The 16721-nt window shown below is 69.7% G+C and carries 16 protein-coding genes; 10 read left to right on the forward strand and 6 right to left on the reverse strand.

The features are described 5' to 3' along the window. Positions 1–9 precede the first annotated feature (9 nt). The 3 genes from MNOD_RS10535 to tatC all read left to right on the forward strand — a co-directional run bounded on the left by MNOD_RS10535 (position 10) and on the right by tatC (position 1711). On the forward strand, positions 10–282 hold the full coding sequence (locus tag MNOD_RS10535) for a twin-arginine translocase TatA/TatE family subunit (RefSeq protein ID WP_015928851.1): 273 nt from the start codon (positions 10–12) through the stop codon (positions 280–282). A 164-nt stretch (positions 283–446) separates the two neighbouring features. Then, positions 447–920: a Sec-independent protein translocase protein TatB gene (tatB, locus tag MNOD_RS10540; RefSeq protein ID WP_015928852.1), complete on the forward strand. Its 474-nt coding sequence runs from the start codon at positions 447–449 to the stop codon at positions 918–920. Then, entirely contained in the window at positions 917–1711 is a 795-nt protein-coding gene (tatC, locus tag MNOD_RS10545) for a twin-arginine translocase subunit TatC (protein WP_015928853.1), read from the forward strand. The genes tatB and tatC overlap by 4 nt, the downstream gene beginning before the upstream one ends. Before the next feature lie 157 nt (positions 1712–1868). On the opposite strand, the gene MNOD_RS10550 is transcribed toward tatC, so the two are convergent. Then, positions 1869–2756 (reverse strand): ATP-binding protein, encoded by an 888-nt coding sequence (locus tag MNOD_RS10550; RefSeq protein WP_015928854.1) that lies wholly within the window; start codon positions 2754–2756, stop codon positions 1869–1871. A 247-nt stretch (positions 2757–3003) separates the two neighbouring features. Between MNOD_RS10550 and yajC the strand changes: the two genes are divergently transcribed. The 5 genes from yajC (at position 3004) to MNOD_RS10575 (ending at position 7288) form a co-directional block, all read left to right on the forward strand. Then, on the forward strand, positions 3004–3339 hold the full coding sequence (yajC, locus tag MNOD_RS10555) for a preprotein translocase subunit YajC (protein WP_015928855.1): 336 nt from the start codon (positions 3004–3006) through the stop codon (positions 3337–3339). A gap of 43 nt (positions 3340–3382) precedes the next feature. Beyond that, positions 3383–4987, forward strand: a complete 1605-nt coding sequence (gene secD, locus MNOD_RS10560) for a protein translocase subunit SecD (RefSeq protein ID WP_015928856.1) — start codon at positions 3383–3385, stop codon at positions 4985–4987. Positions 4988–5071: 84 nt separating this feature from the next. Next, on the forward strand, positions 5072–6022 hold the full coding sequence (gene secF / locus MNOD_RS10565) for a protein translocase subunit SecF (protein WP_015928857.1): 951 nt from the start codon (positions 5072–5074) through the stop codon (positions 6020–6022). Continuing rightward, complete coding sequence (locus MNOD_RS10570; protein ID WP_015928858.1) at positions 6019–6408, forward strand: Mth938-like domain-containing protein; 390 nt, start codon at positions 6019–6021, stop codon at positions 6406–6408. Before secF ends, MNOD_RS10570 begins: the two co-directional genes overlap by 4 nt. 10 nt (positions 6409–6418) lie before the next feature. Further along, complete coding sequence (locus MNOD_RS10575; RefSeq protein WP_015928859.1) at positions 6419–7288, forward strand: phytoene/squalene synthase family protein; 870 nt, start codon at positions 6419–6421, stop codon at positions 7286–7288. Between the two features lie 55 nt (positions 7289–7343). Here MNOD_RS10575 and trmFO read toward each other — a convergent pair whose 3' ends face one another. From trmFO to uvrA, 5 genes are all read right to left on the reverse strand, one after another. Continuing rightward, positions 7344–8765 carry a methylenetetrahydrofolate--tRNA-(uracil(54)-C(5))-methyltransferase (FADH(2)-oxidizing) TrmFO gene (gene trmFO, locus MNOD_RS10580; RefSeq protein WP_015928860.1) on the reverse strand — a complete coding sequence of 474 codons (1422 nt, stop codon included), beginning with the start codon at positions 8763–8765 and terminating at the stop codon, positions 7344–7346. A 108-nt stretch (positions 8766–8873) separates the two neighbouring features. After that, positions 8874–9026, reverse strand: a complete 153-nt coding sequence (locus MNOD_RS42875; protein ID WP_015928861.1) for a DUF1127 domain-containing protein — start codon at positions 9024–9026, stop codon at positions 8874–8876. 282 nt (positions 9027–9308) lie between these two features. Continuing rightward, positions 9309–10280 (reverse strand): S1C family serine protease, encoded by a 972-nt coding sequence (locus MNOD_RS10585; protein ID WP_015928862.1) that lies wholly within the window; start codon positions 10278–10280, stop codon positions 9309–9311. A 198-nt stretch (positions 10281–10478) separates the two neighbouring features. After that, positions 10479–11483, reverse strand: coding sequence for a transporter family protein (locus MNOD_RS10590; RefSeq protein ID WP_015928863.1), 1005 nt, complete (start codon positions 11481–11483; stop codon positions 10479–10481). Between the two features lie 456 nt (positions 11484–11939). Next, positions 11940–14852, reverse strand: coding sequence for an excinuclease ABC subunit UvrA (uvrA, locus tag MNOD_RS10595; RefSeq protein WP_015928864.1), 2913 nt, complete (start codon positions 14850–14852; stop codon positions 11940–11942). A 471-nt stretch (positions 14853–15323) separates the two neighbouring features. On the opposite strand from uvrA, the gene sppA reads away from it, so the two are divergent. Together sppA and ihfB are read left to right on the forward strand one after the other, a co-directional pair. Then, positions 15324–16289 carry a signal peptide peptidase SppA gene (gene sppA / locus MNOD_RS10600; protein WP_015928865.1) on the forward strand — a complete coding sequence of 322 codons (966 nt, stop codon included), beginning with the start codon at positions 15324–15326 and terminating at the stop codon, positions 16287–16289. A gap of 76 nt (positions 16290–16365) precedes the next feature. Beyond that, positions 16366–16686: an integration host factor subunit beta gene (gene ihfB, locus MNOD_RS10605; RefSeq protein ID WP_015928866.1), complete on the forward strand. Its 321-nt coding sequence runs from the start codon at positions 16366–16368 to the stop codon at positions 16684–16686. Positions 16687–16721: the final 35 nt, after the last annotated feature.

The raw sequence follows: 16721 nt of genomic DNA on the forward strand, positions 1-16721 counted from the left end.
GAGACAGCCATGGGTGGCGCAAGCATCTGGCACTGGATCGTCGTTGGCGTGATCGTCATGCTGCTGTTCGGGCGCGGCAAGGTGTCCGAGCTGATGGGCGACGTGGCCAAGGGCATCAAGGCCTTCAAGAAGGGCATGGCCGACGAGGACCAGCCGCAGGCCCCCGTCGCGAACCAATCGCCGCCGCCCGTGTCGGCGACGGAGCCGGTCCGCACTCTGCCCCCGCATCAGGGCGAGCCGGCACCGGCCGCGAACGCGTCTGTGGACCGCAAGGTCGGCTGATCCGTCGGGACGGCCGGCAGCGGCGCGGGAGCGCCGGAGAGAGGATGCGGGATCGAGGCGATCTCGGGACGGAACCGTGGCCTCTTGCGCCCATCCGTGCTTGAGAGAGCCCGCCGCGCGCTGCCCGGGCAGGGCTGTCGCGCAAGCTGCAGGGCCGTGATGCCATGTTCGATATGAGTTGGGGCGAAGTGATGCTGATCGGCGGCGTCGCGCTGATCGTCATCGGCCCGAAGGATCTGCCCCGCGCGCTGCGCACCGTCGGACAGATGACGGCCCGGCTCAAGCGGATGGCCGGCGAGTTCCAGGCCCAGTTCAACGAGGCCATGCGCGAGGCGGAACTCGACGAGGTGCGCCGCGAGGTGGACGGCATCAACCGCTCCGTTTCGTCGGCGAGCACGTCCTTCAACCCGATCCAGTCGATCCGCAACGAGATCCGCAGCGCCGTCGAGACTCCGCCCGCGCCGCCGTCGAACGAGACGCTCGCCGCCGCAACCGCGCAGCTTCAGGCCGAGGCCGCGGTGCCGCCCGCGCTGCCGCCCAAGTCGGAGGCCGAGACGGAAGCGTCGGAAGCCAAGACGGAAGCGACCGCCGAGCCCCCCGCTCCCCCGGCACCGCCCACCACAGGCCAGACGCCATGACCACCGAGGCCGACGAGGCCGAGATCGAGGCCTCGCGCGCACCCCTCATCGACCATCTCATCGAATTGCGGGCGCGGCTGATCAAGTCGCTCATCGCCTTCGCGGTGATGTTCTTCGTCTGTTTCTTCTTCTCCCAGCACATCTACAATGTGCTGGTCCATCCTTATGTGCAGGTGGTGGGGGCCGAGAAGGCGCGGCTGATCGCGACGCACTTCCTCGAACAGGTCTTCACCAACATCAAGCTGAGTGTGTTCGGGGCGGCCTTCCTCTCCTTCCCGATCGTCGCGACGCAGATCTACGCCTTCGTGGCGCCGGGCCTCTACCGCAACGAGCGGCGCGCCTTCCTGCCCTACCTCATTGCCACACCGATCTTCTTCGTGCTCGGCGCTCTCGTCGTGTTCTTCGTGGCGATGCCGATCCTGATCAAGTTCTCGGTCAGCCTGCAGCAGATCGGCCAGCCGGGCGAGGCCACCATCGAGCTTCTGCCGAAGGTGGACGAGTATCTCTCGCTCATCATGACGCTGATCTTCGCCTTCGGCATCGCCTTCCAGATGCCGGTGATCCTGACGCTGCTGGCGCAGATCGGCCTGATCGACTCCAAGTTCCTGGCCGAGCGGCGGCGCTATGCGATCGTGCTGGTATTCGTCGCCGCCGCCGTGCTGACGCCGCCCGACGTGATCAGCCAGCTCTCCCTCGCAGTGCCGATGCTCCTCCTCTACGAGGCCTCGGTGATCTCGGTCCGCACCATGGAGAAGCGCCGCCGCCGCGCCGAGGCTGCCGTCGCGGAGTGATACGACGTCCGGTTAATCCGCTCGGAGACAAGAGGGCGCGGGGAACCCCTCTCCCGTCGGGAGAGGGGTTCCCCGCGCCTCCCGCCTCGGAAGGAAGCAACCGGACGGACGTCGTATGTGTTAGCCACCGGCCGAGGCCGATTGGGCTTTGGCGCCCTCAGGCGTCGTCGAGGCGCCGGCCGAGCCGTCCCGCGAGATCCTGAATGTACTGGAAGGCGGTGCGGCCCGAGCGCGAACCCCTTGTCGTCGCCCATTCCAGCGCCTCGGCCCGCAGCTGCGCCGGCTCCAGTTCCAGGCCGTAGCGGGTGACATAGGCGTCGATCATCGCCAGATACTCGTCCTGCGAGCACTTGTGGAAGCCGAGCCAGAGGCCGAAGCGGTCGGAGAGCGAGACCTTCTCCTCCACGGCCTCGCCGGGGTTGATCGCCGTCGAGCGCTCGTTCTCAACCATCTCGCGGGCGAGGAGGTGGCGCCGGTTGGAGGTGGCGTAGAACAGCACGTTCTCCGGCCGCCCCTCGATGCCGCCGTCGAGCGCGGCCTTCAGAGACTTGTACGAGGTGTCCTGTCCGTCGAAGGAGAGGTCGTCGCAGAACACGACGAAGCGGTGCGGATCGGGCCGCAGCAGGCCCATCAGCTCCGGCAGCCCCTCGATGTCCTCGCGATGGATCTCCACCAGCTTGAGCGGGCGGGTTCCCCCGCTGCGGCGGGCATTGATCTCGGCATGGACCGCCTTCACGAGCGACGACTTCCCCATGCCCCGGGCGCCCCAGAGCAGGGCGTTGTTGGCGGGCAGCCCCCGGGCGAAGCGGTCGGTGTTGTCGAACAGGGTGTCGCGCATGCGGTCGATGCCGCGCAAAAGGCCCATCTCCACGCGGTTCACCTTCGCCACCGGCTGAAGGCGCCGCTCGGAGAGCCACACGAAGGCGTCCGCCACCGTGAAGTCCGGCGCGGCCGGGGGTTCGGGGGCGGCGCGCTCCAGGGCGTCGGCGATCCGGCTCAGGAGGGGGAGAAGGGAGGCGAGGGTCGGGTCGGCGAAAGCAGTCATGCGGGCGAGCTAGCAGAAGCCTTCCGCGGGCAGAAGCCCTGAGAAGGCGGGGGGATCGTGCCCGGCCATCATGCATCCCGCGCCGCCGCGCGACGTCCCGCAGGCGGCGCGCCGGCCGGTGGCCAAACCGTCGCGGCCCGCCACCGGCGTTGCTTTCGGGTCGCCCCTGGCTATAGTCCGCCCGCTTTTGCAAGGCCGCCGGATGCCCGCGCGGCCCGTTTTCGTCTTGAACCGGGAGACCTCCAGAGTGATCACGCCCGCCTTCGCGCAGGGAACGGGGGCCGCGGCCAGCGGCACGGATATCATCTTGCAGGTGGTCCCCTTCGTCCTCATCTTCGTGATCATGTACTTCCTGATCCTGCGCCCGCAGCAGCGGCGGGCGCGCGAGCATCAGGACATGGTCAAGAATGTCCGCCGGGGCGACACCATCGTCACCACCGGGGGCATCGTCGGGCGCGTCGCGAGGGTGACCGACGATGCGAGCGAAATCGAGGTCGAGATCGCCGAGGGCGTGCGCGTCAAGGTGGTCCGCACCATGATCGCCGAGGTGCGCGCCAAGGGCGAGCCGGTCAAGGCGGCCTGACACCGGGCCAGCGACGGCCAAACGCACGGGTAGGATCGCGCCGATGCTCCGTTTCTCCACCTCGAAGATCGTCGGGACGCTGGCGGTGATCATCGTCGGGCTCGCCCTCGCGATCCCGAGCTTCTTCTCGCCCGAGCAGCGCAAGGCCTTCGTGGCCTCGGCGCCCTCCTGGCTGACCGCAATCGTGCCGACCCGCGCGATCGTGCTCGGCCTCGACCTGCAGGGCGGCTCGCAGATCGTGCTGGAGGTCGACCGGCCCGATCTGCAGCGCACCATGGCGCAGCAGCTGCGCGACGACGTGCGCCGGGCGCTCCGCGAGGAGGGCGTCCAGGCCGATGGCGGCATTCAGCTCACGCCCCGCGGCGTGCAGCTGCGCATCGGCGACGCGGCGAATCGCGCCAAGGCCATGCCGAAGCTCCAGGCCCTGTCGCAGCCGGTCGCCGACGCGGTGCTCGGCCAGACCGGCGCCCGCACGCTCGAGCTGCGTGAGGAGCCGAACGGCTCCATCCAGCTCGCCTTCACGGAGGCCGGGATCAATGCCCGCATCCGCCGCGCCGTCTCGCAGGCGATCGAGGTGGTGCGCCGCCGCGTCGACCTCGGCGGCACAACGGAACCCTCGATCCAGCAGCAGGGGGCGGACCGTATCCTCGTCCAGGTGCCGGGCCTGCAGGATCCGCAGCGCCTGGAGGAGCAGCTCGGCAAGACCGCCAAGCTCGAATTCCGCATGCTCGCCGACAGCCCGGCGGGCGACGTCGACATGCTGCCCTCCCGCGATGCCGGCGGCCAGAAGGTGCCGGTGGAGCGCCGCGTGATGGCGGACGGCGCCGACCTCACCGACGCGCAGCCGGGCTTCGACCAGAAGACCAACGAGCCGATCGTCAACTTCAAGTTCAACCTGCGCGGCGCCCAGCGCTTCGGCCAGGCGACGAGCGAGAATGTCGGCCGGCCGATGGCGATCGTCCTCGACAACGAGGTGGTCTCCGCGCCGCGCATCCTGCAGCCGATCACCGGCGGCCAGGGCCAGATCTCCGGCCGCTTCACGGTCCAGCAGGCCAACGACCTCTCGGTGCTGCTGCGGGCGGGCGCGCTGCCGGCCAAGCTCAACATCATCGAGCGCCGGACCGTCGGCCCGGGCCTCGGCCGCGACTCGATCGAGGCCGGCAAGCACGCCACCCTGGCGGCGACGCTCCTCGTCGTCACCATGATGTTCGCCTGCTACGGCGTGTTCGGCCTCTTCGCCAACATCGCCCTCCTGGTCCATGTCGGGCTCATTCTCGGCCTGATGTCGGTGCTGGAGGCGACGATGACGCTGCCCGGCATCGCCGGCATCGTGCTCACCATCGGCACGGCGGTCGACTCGAACGTGCTCATCTACGAGCGCGTGCGCGAGGAGGTGAGGGCGGGCCGCTCCATCCCCTCGGCCCTGCAGGCGGGCTTCGACCGCGCCTTCGCGACCATCGTCGATTCGAACTCGACCATGGCGATCGCCGCGATCATCCTGTTCTTCCTCGGCTCGGGTCCGGTGCGCGGCTTCGCGGTGGTGTTCATCCTCGGCATCATGACCACCGTGATCACGGCCGTCACGCTGACCCGGATGATGATCGCGGTCTGGTATCACCGCTTCCGGCCGAAGGTTCTGCCGATCTGATCCCGACCACGCGCCGCCGCCCGGGCGGCGCCCGCCGGGGCGGCCGCGCCGTCCCGCCCGATGCCGAATTCCGCGAGACCCGCGATGCGCCTCCTCCGCCTCTGGCCCGACGAATCCCATTTCGACTTCATGCGCTTCCGGCGCTTCAGCTTCCCGTTCTCGGCGCTGATGTCGGTGGGCACGCTGGTGCTGTTCCTGATGATCGGCCTGAACTTCGGCATCGACTTCAAGGGCGGCACCCTGATCGAGCTGCGGCCGAAGTCCGGGCAGTCCGATGTCGCCGCCGTGCGCCACACCGCCAACGGCTTCGGCTTCGGCGAGACCGAGGTGCAGGAATTCGGCAACCAGGGCTCGATCTCGATCCGCTTCCCCCTCCAGGCCGGCGGCGAGACCGGCCAGACCCTGGTGATGCAGAAGGCGCACGCGGCCTTCGACAAGGACTACGTCTTCGACCGCGTCGAGACCGTCGGCCCGCGCGTCTCGGGCGAGCTCGTCCAGTCCGGCACGATCGGCGTCGTGCTCTCGGTGGTGGCGGTGCTGCTCTATCTCTGGTTCCGGTTCGAGCGGGAACTTGCCCTCGGCGCCATTGTCGGCACGCTGCACGACATCGTGCTCACGGTCGGCGTCTTCGTCATCTCGCGTATCGAGTTCAACATGACCTCGATTGCCGCCATCCTCACCATCGTCGGCTATTCGCTGAACGAGACAGTGGTGGTGTTCGATCGCACGCGCGAGCTGATGCGGCGCTACAAGACCATGCCGACCGAGCAGCTCCTCAACCTCTCGATCAACACCACCATGTCGCGCACGGTGATGACCGCCACCTCGACCGCGCTGTCGCTCATGGCCCTGGTCCTGTTCGGCGGCGAGGCGATCAAGGGCTTCTCGGTGGTGATGCTGATCGGCGTGCTGATCTGTACCTACTCGGCGATCTTCGTCTCCTCGCCCTTCCTGATCTATATCGGCCTGCAGGCGGGAGGCGGTCTGCGGGCGACGGGCCGTGAATCGACCGCGCTGCCCCAGGCGGCCGAATGAGCGGGGGCGGCCGCCACTACGAAGGCTTCGTTCCCGGGCGCCACCTGATCGACGCCTATGGGAGCGGGGGCTTCCGCTTCGCCGAGATGTCGCATCGCGGCTCGATTCTGGCGCTGCCCTCCGGCATCCACGCCTGGGACGTCACCGAGCCCGCCGGGATCGATGCGGCGAGCCTCGCGCCCGTCTTCGCCGCCGCGGCCGAGGTGGATCTCCTGCTGATCGGGACCGGCCCCGAGCTCGTCTTCCTGCCCGACGCCCTCCGCCAGCGCCTCAAGGCGGCGGGGATCGGCCTCGATGTCATGCAGACGGGCGCGGCGGCCCGGACCTACAACATCCTGGCGGCTGAGAACCGCAAGGTCGCGGCGGCGCTCATCGCGGTGGCATGATGAGGACGGCATGAGCGCCGAGACGGCCGGCCGCGGCCTCGATTGGGCCTATGCGCATTGCGAGGCGCTGGTGCGGGACGGGGATCCGGACCGCTACTTCGCCACCCTGTTCGCGCCGCCGGCCAAGCGCCCGCACCTGTTCGCGCTCCACGCCTTCAGCCTGGAGGTCGCCCGGGTGCGCGACGCCGTGTCGAGCCCGATGCCGGGCGAGCTGCGGCTGCAATGGTGGCGCGATGCGCTCCAGGGCGAGGCGCGCGGCGACGTCCGCGCCCATCCGGTGGCCGCCGCGCTCGACGACACGCTCGTGCGGCACCGGCTGCCCCGCCAGCCCCTCGTGGCGCTGGTGGATGCCCGCGTCTTCGACCTCTACGACGACCCGATGCCCTCGACCGGCGACCTCGAAGGCTATTGCGGGGAGACCGCCTCCAGCCTGATCCGCCTCGGCGGCCTCGTCCTGGCCGATGGCGGCGAGCCGGGTGGCGCCGCGGCGGCCGGCCATGCGGGCGTGGCCTACGCGGTGACAGGCCTGCTGCGGGCGCTGCCCTGGCACGCGCGGCGGGGACAGGTCTACCTGCCGGGCGACATCCTCGTCCGGCACGGCGTCACCCGTGAGGACATCGTCTCGGGGCGCGGCGGCCCGGGGCTCAAGGGCGCCTGCGCGGATCTGCGGGCGCTCGCCCGCCGGCACCTCGACGCCTATGCGGGCGCCCGCGCCGCCATCGCGGCTGCGGCGGGACCGGCCTTCCTGCCGGTGGCTCTCGTCGCACCCTATCTGCGCGCCATGGAGCGGGCGGATTACGACCCGTTGCGGACGGTGGTGGAGATCCCGCGCTGGCGCCGCGTCCTGCGGCTCTGGCGCGCATCGCGGGACTTTCGCTGAGCCGTCGGGCTCCGCCCGAACCCGCCGGGGCCCTCGGCCTTCCGGCGGGCCTCTATCATTCGGCGGCAGCGGGCAGGGCCGGCTCGCCGAGCCAGGCGGCAAGGTCGGCGCGGGCACGGTCGGTCAGCGCCCGCTTCTTGGCCTGCGCCTTCTCGGTTCCGCGCAGCCGCCTGCCGTCCGGGGCTTTGGGTGCCCGCTCAAGAGGCGGGAAGAGGCCGAAATTCACGTTCATCGGCTGGAACGAGCGCGGCGCGCCGGCCTCCTCAGCGCAGACGTGCCCGCCCGTGATATGGGCGATCAAGGCGCCGAGCGCGGTGGTCGGGGGCAGGGGAGCCAACGTCCGGCCGAGCCGCTCGGCCGCTGCGTAGCGGCCCGCCATCAGCCCCACCGCGGCGCTCTCGACATAGCCCTCGCAGCCGGTGATCTGGCCCGCGAAGCGCAGGCGCGGATCAGCCTTGAGCCGCAGCGTGGCATCGAGCAGGCGCGGCGAATCGAGATAGGTGTTGCGGTGCAGGCCCCCGAGCCGTGCGAACTCGGCCTTCTCCAGGCCCGGGATGGTGCGGAAGATCCTGACCTGCTCCGCGTGGCGCAGCTTCGTCTGGAAACCCACCATGTTGTAGAGCGTGCCGAGCGCATTGTCCTGGCGCAGCTGCACGATCGCGTAAGCCTTGACCGTGGGATTGTGCGGGTTGGTCAGGCCGAAGGGCTTCATCGGCCCGTGCCGCAGGGTCTCCGGGCCGCGCTCCGCCATCACCTCGATCGGCAGGCAACCGTCGAAATAGGGGGTCGAGGCCTCCCATTCCTTGAACGAGGTGGTCTCGCCCGCCGTCAGCGCCGCCACGAAGGCCGCGTATTGCTCCTGGTCGAGCGGGCAGTTGATGTAGTCGGCTCCGGTTCCGCCCGGCCCCGCCTTGTCGTAGCGCGACTGGAACCACGCCACGCCCATGTCGATCGAATCGCGGTGCACGATCGGCGCGATCGCGTCGAAGAAGGCGAGCGAGTCGGCGCCGGTCAGCCCGCGGATGCCCTCCGCCAGGCCCGGCGCGGTGAGCGGCCCGGTCGCGACGATCACGCTGTCCCAGGAGGCGGGCGGAAGCCCGTCGATCTCCTCGCGGGCGATGGTGACCTGGGGATGCGTTTCGAGCGCCGCCGTCACCGCCCGGGAAAAGCCCTCCCGGTCGACCGCGAGCGCTCCGCCCGCCGGGACCTGATGCGCATCGCCGGAGCGCATGATGAGCGAGCCGAGGCGGCGCATCTCCTGGTGCAGCAGGCCGACGGCATTGAGTTCCGCGTCGTCGGACCGGAAGGAATTGGAGCAGACGAGCTCGGCGAGGCCATCCGTGCGGTGCGCCTCGGTGCCGCGCACAGGCCGCATCTCGTGCAGCACCACCGGAATGCCGGCCTCGGCGATCTGCCAGGCGGCTTCCGACCCGGCGAGGCCGCCGCCGATGATGTGGATGGGAGAGGTTCCGGACATGCCCTGGCATATCGGATCCGTCCACCGCGAATCAACGCGGACCGTGAAAACGCGAGCGCCCGCCGAAGGGCGGGCGCGCAAGAGCGATAGATGTCGCTGAGGCGGTGACTACGCCGCGTGGGCGCGGGCGATCCCGGGGATCTCGTAGCGGCTGATGCCGAGATCGTCGAGCTCGCGGTCGCTGAGGCGCGACAGCTCGGTGACGGTCTCCCGGTAGCGGAGATAGGAGCGGATCTTGCTCAGGATGAGCGACACGAACATCGGAACTGACCTTCTGGCGGGCAACCCGTGCCGAGGAAGGGGGCACCGGCGCCTGTTTCTGTTGCAACGCACCATATGGTGGTGCTGGCCCGCCTGAGGAGTCGGAACTCCGTAAGCCAGATATGCACGTCTCGCATGGTCAGCGCAGGATTTTGTCAACCTTCTGTGCTGCCCGGAGATTGAGCAGGGTGATCAGCCTGGCATCAGCCATGCGTGTGTGGAGTGGCGCCCGCGGCCCGGAGCATGCTGCAGCTGCGAGAAGCCGGTGCCGCGACCGGCGGCTCAGTGGAGCCGGGGCGTCACCAGGAACCGCTCCCGATCGGCCGAGTGCACGGTGACGGAGATCGTCCGGCCGTCCCGCAGGATGGTGAGCGGCACCGCGACGCCGGCCTCGCCGAGGGACCAGACGCGCCGGAAGAAGCTCGCGAGATCGGTCACCGCCGCGTCCGCGACCTCCAGCACCGTGTCGCCCGCCCGCAGATCGGCCGCCGCCGCGGGGCCGCGGCTCGCGAGGCCCATCACCACAACGCTGCCGTCGATCTCCGTCGCGTAGAGCCCGAGCCAGGGGCGCGCCGGCCGAGCGACACGGCCCTGGGTGGTGAGATCGGCCAGGATCGGCTTCAGGAGATCGATCGGCACCATCATGTTGATCGCCCGGGCCTCGCCGCTGCCCTGCTGGAGCTGCAGCGACCCGATGCCGAGGAGATCGCCGGCGGGGCCGATCAGGCCGGCTCCGCCCCAATGCGGATGCGGCGGAGCGGTGAAGATCGCATCGTCGAGGACGTATTCCCAGTAGCCGGCGAATTCCTGCCGGGCGACGATGCGGGCGGCGACGGAGTGGGAGCGTCCCCCGGCCCCGGCCACGACCACGGAATCCCCGACTGCGACATCGCCGGACCGGCCGAGCCGCAGGGCCGGGAGATCGAGGCGGCCGAGGGCCTGCACGAGGCCGAAGCCGGTGGCGGCGTCGAATCCGACGACGTGGCCCTGGACACTGCGGCCCTCCTGGGTGGTGAGCCAGACGGTCTCGGCCTCGGTGATGAGGTAGCCGATCGTGAGGACGAGACCGTCATCATCGATCAACACACCGTTGCCGGCCCGCTCGGTGCCGAGCGCCTCGGCGGTGAAGGCCCTCTCCGGCACCCGGGACGAGAGCGAGACGACGGCGGACAGCGCACGGTCGAGGTCGTAGACGTAGTCCGCGGGCCGCGGCTGCACCGCGGCGGGAATCCTCCAATCGCCCGACGACGCCATCCCGTGGCCTCCTCGCGTGCAGGCGGCGCGATCGGCGCCCCGCCTCGTGCGGTTATAGGTCGCCGGATCCCAAGCAACACCCGAGCCCGACGGCTTTTGCCGAGGCGGTCACGCGCAAAACGAAACCGCCCGGCGCGAGGCCGGGCGGTCGGACCGATCGGGACGAGGAGCCGGCGCCGCGGCGCCGGTCCACGCGGATCAATACTTGCGGATGATCGGAGCGGGCTCGGGCGCCGGCGCCGCCGCCACCGTGTAGAGCGGCGCGATGACGCGGAACCAGCCCTCGGTGCGGTAATCCGCGCGATTCGTCACAACCGGCACACCGCCGATATTGATCGTCTGACGAGCCGAGGTCGCAACATCGCGGGCGACGTAAGCCTGCACCGAGAACTTGCCGAAGTCGTAGCCGATCAGGCCGCCGAGGGCGAAGCGGCCGCCGCCGCTCGGGCCGACCGAGCCGCAGATGGCGGGCGAAAGGCCGACGCAGCTCGGACCGAAGGCACGGAACGCGTTGTTGCGCAGGTTCGTCGTGCCATAGCCGATGGCGCCGAACTCGAAGTTGCCGAACTTCTTCGTCGCCGTCAGATCGAGGTTGAGGGCGTCCGACGGGAACCGTGCGCCATAGAAGGCCGGAATCAGACCAGGACCTTCGAAGCGGGCCGGAACGTCATAGAAGTTGTAGGTGAGGTTCGCGGTCAGGTTCCAGCCATCGCCGGTGTAGCTGATCGCCCAGCCCTGGCGGTACGTATTCGAGGCCAGCTGGTTAAGACCACCGAAACGGCCGGCATTCAGGTCGTTGAGGTACACACCCGCGAGATAGCTGACGCCAACGTTGTTGCCGAGATCCCAGGCGAAGATGCCGCCGATGAACGTGCCGACATTCGCGCTGATGTCACGGCCGCCGGTGCGGCTGAAGCTGAACAAGGTCGGCGGAGCGACCACAGCCTCGAAACGCGCGCCGAGAACCTTCCAGGGCGTCGACCAGACGAGCACCGGGATGTTCACGCCCAGATCCGCCGCGCCGGGCTGGTCGGCCCGCTGGTACGTAAAGGTGTCGATCGCATAGACACCTTCCGGCAGCGGCGCACCGACTGCCAGACCAACCTGCTCACCCGGCACCGTCGTCGTCTGTGCGAACGCGCCGGTCGCCGTGAAGCCCAAGGACAGAGCAGCCGCCCCCGCGGCGAGCCATTGCTTGACCATTTAGTGTTTCCTTCCCGCCGGTGCAGGCTGGTGTTCAGCCCCTCTCGCGCCTGTCGTCGGCACCGCCTGCTTTTGCTGCAAACTTCCGCCGCCGCCGCCTCGAGCGCCCTCTCCAGCCCCGACACAGTCTGAACGAAATCAGTCTTCTACAGCCACGCTCGGAACGCCAGCGGAATGCCCGCCGCTCAGGCACTTGCGCCACAACCGTTGCGCAAAAGTCGCAATTCCGACACAGGCAGGCCAGGGTTGCACTGCTCCAGCCGCCGCGGAAGTTGATGAAAAGCGGCCGCTTTGTGGTCAGAATGGAGCCGCTGTGCCCGAAAAATCCGTCATTCGGCGGTGTTTTCGCGGCAAATTGGATTCTGGCCGGCAATCGGCCGCCGCCGCGCTCCGGACCGCAGGCGGGCTCTCGCGATGACCCCCGCGGCTCCGGCCGGGCCGAATCGGGCCGCCCCGCTACTCTGCGGCCTGCTTGCCGGTCCGGGCCGGGCGCCGGGCCAGAACCTCGCGCAGGAATCGGCCGGTATGGCTCCCCTTGGCCTTGGCGATCGCCTCGGGCGTGCCCTGCGCCACGATGGTGCCGCCGCCGTCGCCGCCCTCGGGCCCCATGTCGATCACCCAGTCGGCCGTCTTGATGACCTCGAGGTTATGCTCGATGACCACGACCGTGTTGCCCTGGTCGACGAGTTCGTGGAGCACCTCCATCAGCTTGGCGACGTCGTGGAAGTGCAGGCCGGTGGTCGGCTCGTCCAGGATGTAGAGGGTGCGGCCGGTGGCGCGCTTCGACAGCTCCTTGGAGAGCTTCACCCGCTGGGCCTCGCCGCCCGAGAGCGTGGTCGCCTGCTGGCCGACATGGACGTAGCCGAGCCCGACGCGGGCCAGCGTCTCGAGCTTCTCGCGGATCGAGGGCACCGCCTTGAACAGCTCGGCCGCCTCCTCGACGGTCATGTCGAGGACGTCCGCGATGGAGCGCTCGCGGTACTTCACCTCCAGCGTCTCGCGGTCGTAGCGCTTCCCCTTGCAGACGTCGCAGGTCACGTAGACGTCCGGCAGGAAGTGCATCTCGATCTTGATGACGCCGTCGCCCGAGCAGGCCTCGCAGCGCCCGCCCTTGACGTTGAACGAGAAGCGCCCCGGCTGGTAGCCGCGGGCCTTGGCCTCGGGGAGCCCCGCGAACCAGTCGCGGATCGGCGTGAAGGCGCCGATATAGGTCGCGGGGTTGGAGCGCGGCGTGCGGCCGATCGGGGACTGGTCGATGTCGATGACCTTGTCGAGGAATTCCAGTCCCTCGATGCGCTCGAACGGGGCGGGGTGCTCCAGGGCGCCGTTCAGCCTGCGGGCCACCGCCTTGTAGAGGGTGTCGATCACCAGCGTCGACTTGCCGCCCCCCGACACGCCGGTCACGCAGGTGAAGGTGCCGAGCGGGATCTCGGCGGTCACGTCCTTGAGGTTGTTGCCCCGGGCGCCCACGAGCCGGAGCATCCTGTCCTTGCGGATCCTGCGCCGCGAGCCCGGCATGCGGACGGCGAGTTCGCCGGTCAGGTACTTGGCCGTCAGCGAGTTCGGATCGGCGAGGAGCTCCTGCGGCGTGCCCTGGGCCACGATCCGGCCCCCGTGGATGCCCGCGCCGGGTCCGACATCCACCACATGGTCGGCCTGGAGGATCGCGTCCTCGTCGTGCTCGACCACGATCACCGAATTGCCGAGGTCGCGCAGACGCTTGAGGGTGCCGAGCAGGCGCTCGTTGTCCCGCTGGTGCAGGCCGATCGACGGTTCGTCGAGGACGTAGAGGACGCCCGTCAGCCCGGAGCCGATCTGCGAGGCGAGGCGGATGCGCTGGCTCTCGCCGCCCGAGAGCGACCCGGAGCCGCGGGCGAGCGTCAGGTATTCGAGGCCGACATCGATGAGGAAGGTCAGGCGGTCGCGGATCTCCTTGAGGATGCGCGCCGCGATCTCGTTCTGCTTCGGGCTCAAGCGCTCCGGCAGATCCGAGAACCAGCGGTGGGCCTCCCGCACGGAGAGCGAGGCCGCCTCGGCGATGTCCCGCGTGCCCACCTTCACGGCGAGGGCCTCGGGCTTCAGCCGCTTGCCGCCGCAGGCGTGGCAGGGCGTCTCCGCCATGAAGCGGGCGATGTCCTCGCGGGCCGCATCGCTCTCGGTCTCGCGGTAGCGCCGCTCCAGGTTCGGCACGACGCCCTCGAAGGGCTTCGTCACCTCGTAGGCGCGCAGGCCGTCATTGTAGGAGAAGCGGATCGGGTCGCCATCGGAGCCGAACAGCACCACCTGCCGGGCGGCCGCGGTCAGCTTCGACCAGGGCACGTCGGTCCGGAAGCGGTAGTGCCGGGCGAGCGCGTCGAGGGTCTGACCGTAATAGGGCGAGGTGGACTTCGCCCAGGGCGCGACGGCGCCGCGGTCGAGGCTGAGGGCCTCGTCGGCGATCACCAGCGTCGGGTCGATGCGCATCTCGTGCCCGATGCCCCCGCAGGTCGGGCAGGCGCCGAACGGGTTGTTGAACGAGAACAGCCGCGGCTCGATCTCGGGGATGGTGAAGCCCGAGACCGGGCAGGCAAAGCGCGACGAGAACACGATCGGCTCCGGCGCCTCGCCCTCGGGCGCATCGGCGAGCTCGATCACCGCGATGCCGTCCGCCAGCTCGAGCGCGGTCTCGAAGGAATCCGCGAGCCGCGAGGCCATGTCGGGCCGCACCACGATCCGGTCCACCACCACGTCGATGTCGTGCTTCAGCTTCTTGTCGAGCTTAGGGATGTCGTCGATCGGGTAGTACTCGCCGTCGATGCGCAGCCGCTGGAACCCCTTCTTCTGGAACTCGGCGATCTCCTTGCGGTACTCGCCCTTGCGCCCGCGCACCACCGGCGCGAGCAGGTACGCCCGGGTCTTCTCCGGCAGCGCCAGCACCCGGTCGACCATCTGCGACACGGTCTGGCTCTCGATCGGGAGCCCGGTCGCGGGCGAATAGGGAATGCCGACCCGCGCCCATAGCAGGCGCATGTAGTCGTAGATCTCCGTGACCGTGCCGACCGTCGAGCGCGGATTCTTCGACGTGGTCTTCTGCTCGATGGAGATGGCGGGCGACAGGCCGTCGATCTGGTCGACGTCGGGCTTCGCCATCATCTCCAGGAACTGGCGGGCATAGGCGGAGAGCGACTCGACGTAGCGGCGCTGTCCCTCGGCGTAGATGGTGTCGAAGGCGAGCGACGACTTGCCCGAGCCGGACAGGCCGGTGAAGACCACGAGCCTGTCGCGCGGGATGACGAGATCGACGTTCTTGAGATTGTGCTCGCGCGCACCGCGCACCGCGATCACGCGGCCCTCCGCCGCACGGTCGAAAAGCGTGTCGAGAGGGGCCATGCGGAGGCTCGCAGCGCAGCCGGAGAGGAGGGAGCGTCAGGCCGGTTCTGGCAAGGTCCAGGCCGGCTTGGACCGGGCGAAGGTGGGAGCGGATGGGGCTCCCGCCAACCCGCGTGCTAGAACAAAATACGTACAACGGCAACCGGGGCGCGTGAGGGCTGCCCGGGCAGGGCGGCGCGGCGGATGTGCGAATCGGCCGAAGTCCGGGCCGCAGGGTCTCGGCCCGGCTGGTCGTGACGACCCGCAGCGCGGATGCCTTCCAGATCCGCATGCGCGTGCAGCGCGACTTCCGAGGCAGGCCCGCGGGATCGCGGCGGGAACGGGAGGTCATCCGGCCCGATCCCTTCATCGCGCTCTTGCCGCTGCGCGACAGGCGGGGGTAGAACAGCGCCGCGGAGCGAGGCGCACCAAGGACTTGCACCAAGCACTTGGGGGCCCGCCTCGGGTTGATCAGAAGGGTAGTAGCGCCGCATGGCCATTGATGCCGAACTTCTCCTCGACCGGCGCTCCTTACGCCGGAAGCTCTCGTTCTGGCGCGTGGTCGGAATCGGCGCGCTGATCGTCGCCGCGGGCGCGGTCGGCTGGCGGGCTGCCGGGGCGCGGGGCCCGTTCCCGGCCATCACCCCGCAGATCGCCCGCATCAGCATCGACGGCTTCATCGCCGGCAGCGAGAAGACCCGCGAGCTGATGAAGCGGGTGGGCGATTCGTCGGCCGTGTCGGGCGTGATCGTGTCGATCAATTCACCGGGCGGCACCACGACAGGCTCCGAGGAGCTGTTCCGCAACCTGCGCCAGCTCGCCGAGAAGAAGCCGGTCGTGGCCTTCGTGGACGGCACGGCGGCGTCCGGCGCCTACATCACGGCGCTCGCGGCCGATCACATCGTGGCGCGCGAGACCTCGCTCGTCGGGTCGATCGGCGTGCTGTTCCAGTATCCCGATCTCTCGGGCCTCCTCGACAAGGTCGGGGTGCGGGTCGAGCAGGTGAAGTCCTCGCCCCTCAAGGCGGAGCCGAGCGGCTTCCATCCGACCTCGCCCGAGGGGCGGGCCGCGCTCCAGGCCATCGTCGGCGACACCTATGTGTGGTTCAAGAATCTCGTGGCCGAGCGGCGCAAGCTGACGCCCGCCGAGCTCGGCGCGGTTTCGGACGGCCGGGTGTTCAGCGGGCGCCAGGGCGTCGAGCTGAAGCTGGTGGACGAGACCGGCAGCGAGCGGCAGGCGGTGGCTTGGCTGGAGCGCGAGCGCAAGGTCGCCAAGGACCTGCCCATCCGGGATTGGAAGCCGCGGAGCGATCGGACCTTCAATCTCTTCTCGGCGGCCTCGCTGCTCGGCCTTGAGGAGGTGGCGGGCCGCCTGCGCCGCACCACGGAGGACGCAGCCGCGCTCGCGCAGGGTGGCCTGCTGGCGCTCTGGCGGCCGGGCGCGGCGCCGACGCCCTGAGCCCGATCCCGCCCGTCTGGAGAGCGCCGCCGGCGCTCCGATGATCCGTCGAGACGCCTGCCCGAGACCGCACCCCATGATCAAGTCCGAGCTCGTCCTCAAGATCGCCGAGCAGAATCCGCATCTCTATCAGCGCGACGTCGAGAACATCGTGAACGCCATCCTCGACACGATCGCCGACGCGCTCGCCCGCGGCGACCGGGTGGAGCTGCGCGGCTTCGGCGCCTTCTCGGTCAAGCGCCGGGAAGCGCGGCGGGGCCGCAACCCGCGCACGGGCGCCGCCGTTGCCGTGGCCGAGAAGGCGATCCCCGTGTTCAAGACCGGCAAGGAAATGCGCCTGCGCCTGAACGCCGCCGGAATCGGCTCCGAGGCGCGGGAGCCGGCCGAGGTGCCCTGACCGCCGGGCTCCGTCCGCATTCGTCCTCTTACCCG

It is taken from the genome of Methylobacterium nodulans ORS 2060, from assembly GCF_000022085.1.
In the GTDB taxonomy this organism is placed as follows: Bacteria; Pseudomonadota; Alphaproteobacteria; order Rhizobiales; family Beijerinckiaceae; genus Methylobacterium; species Methylobacterium nodulans.

Coding starts and splice junctions, on each gene's coding strand:
- MNOD_RS42875 (WP_015928861.1), bottom strand. CDS start 9,026: ATGTTCGTGTCGCTCATCCTGAGCAAGATCCGCTCCTATCTCCGCTAC.
- secF (WP_015928857.1), top strand. CDS start 5,072: ATGCGCCTCCTCCGCCTCTGGCCCGACGAATCCCATTTCGACTTCATG.
- MNOD_RS10535 (WP_015928851.1), top strand. CDS start 10: ATGGGTGGCGCAAGCATCTGGCACTGGATCGTCGTTGGCGTGATCGTC.
- secD (WP_015928856.1), top strand. CDS start 3,383: ATGCTCCGTTTCTCCACCTCGAAGATCGTCGGGACGCTGGCGGTGATC.
- MNOD_RS10570 (WP_015928858.1), top strand. CDS start 6,019: ATGAGCGGGGGCGGCCGCCACTACGAAGGCTTCGTTCCCGGGCGCCAC.
- ihfB (WP_015928866.1), top strand. CDS start 16,366: ATGATCAAGTCCGAGCTCGTCCTCAAGATCGCCGAGCAGAATCCGCAT.
- MNOD_RS10575 (WP_015928859.1), top strand. CDS start 6,419: ATGAGCGCCGAGACGGCCGGCCGCGGCCTCGATTGGGCCTATGCGCAT.
- trmFO (WP_015928860.1), bottom strand. CDS start 8,765: ATGTCCGGAACCTCTCCCATCCACATCATCGGCGGCGGCCTCGCCGGG.
- uvrA (WP_015928864.1), bottom strand. CDS start 14,852: ATGGCCCCTCTCGACACGCTTTTCGACCGTGCGGCGGAGGGCCGCGTG.
- MNOD_RS10585 (WP_015928862.1), bottom strand. CDS start 10,280: ATGGCGTCGTCGGGCGATTGGAGGATTCCCGCCGCGGTGCAGCCGCGG.
- sppA (WP_015928865.1), top strand. CDS start 15,324: ATGGCCATTGATGCCGAACTTCTCCTCGACCGGCGCTCCTTACGCCGG.
- tatB (WP_015928852.1), top strand. CDS start 447: ATGTTCGATATGAGTTGGGGCGAAGTGATGCTGATCGGCGGCGTCGCG.
- MNOD_RS10590 (WP_015928863.1), bottom strand. CDS start 11,483: ATGGTCAAGCAATGGCTCGCCGCGGGGGCGGCTGCTCTGTCCTTGGGC.
- MNOD_RS10550 (WP_015928854.1), bottom strand. CDS start 2,756: ATGACTGCTTTCGCCGACCCGACCCTCGCCTCCCTTCTCCCCCTCCTG.
- tatC (WP_015928853.1), top strand. CDS start 917: ATGACCACCGAGGCCGACGAGGCCGAGATCGAGGCCTCGCGCGCACCC.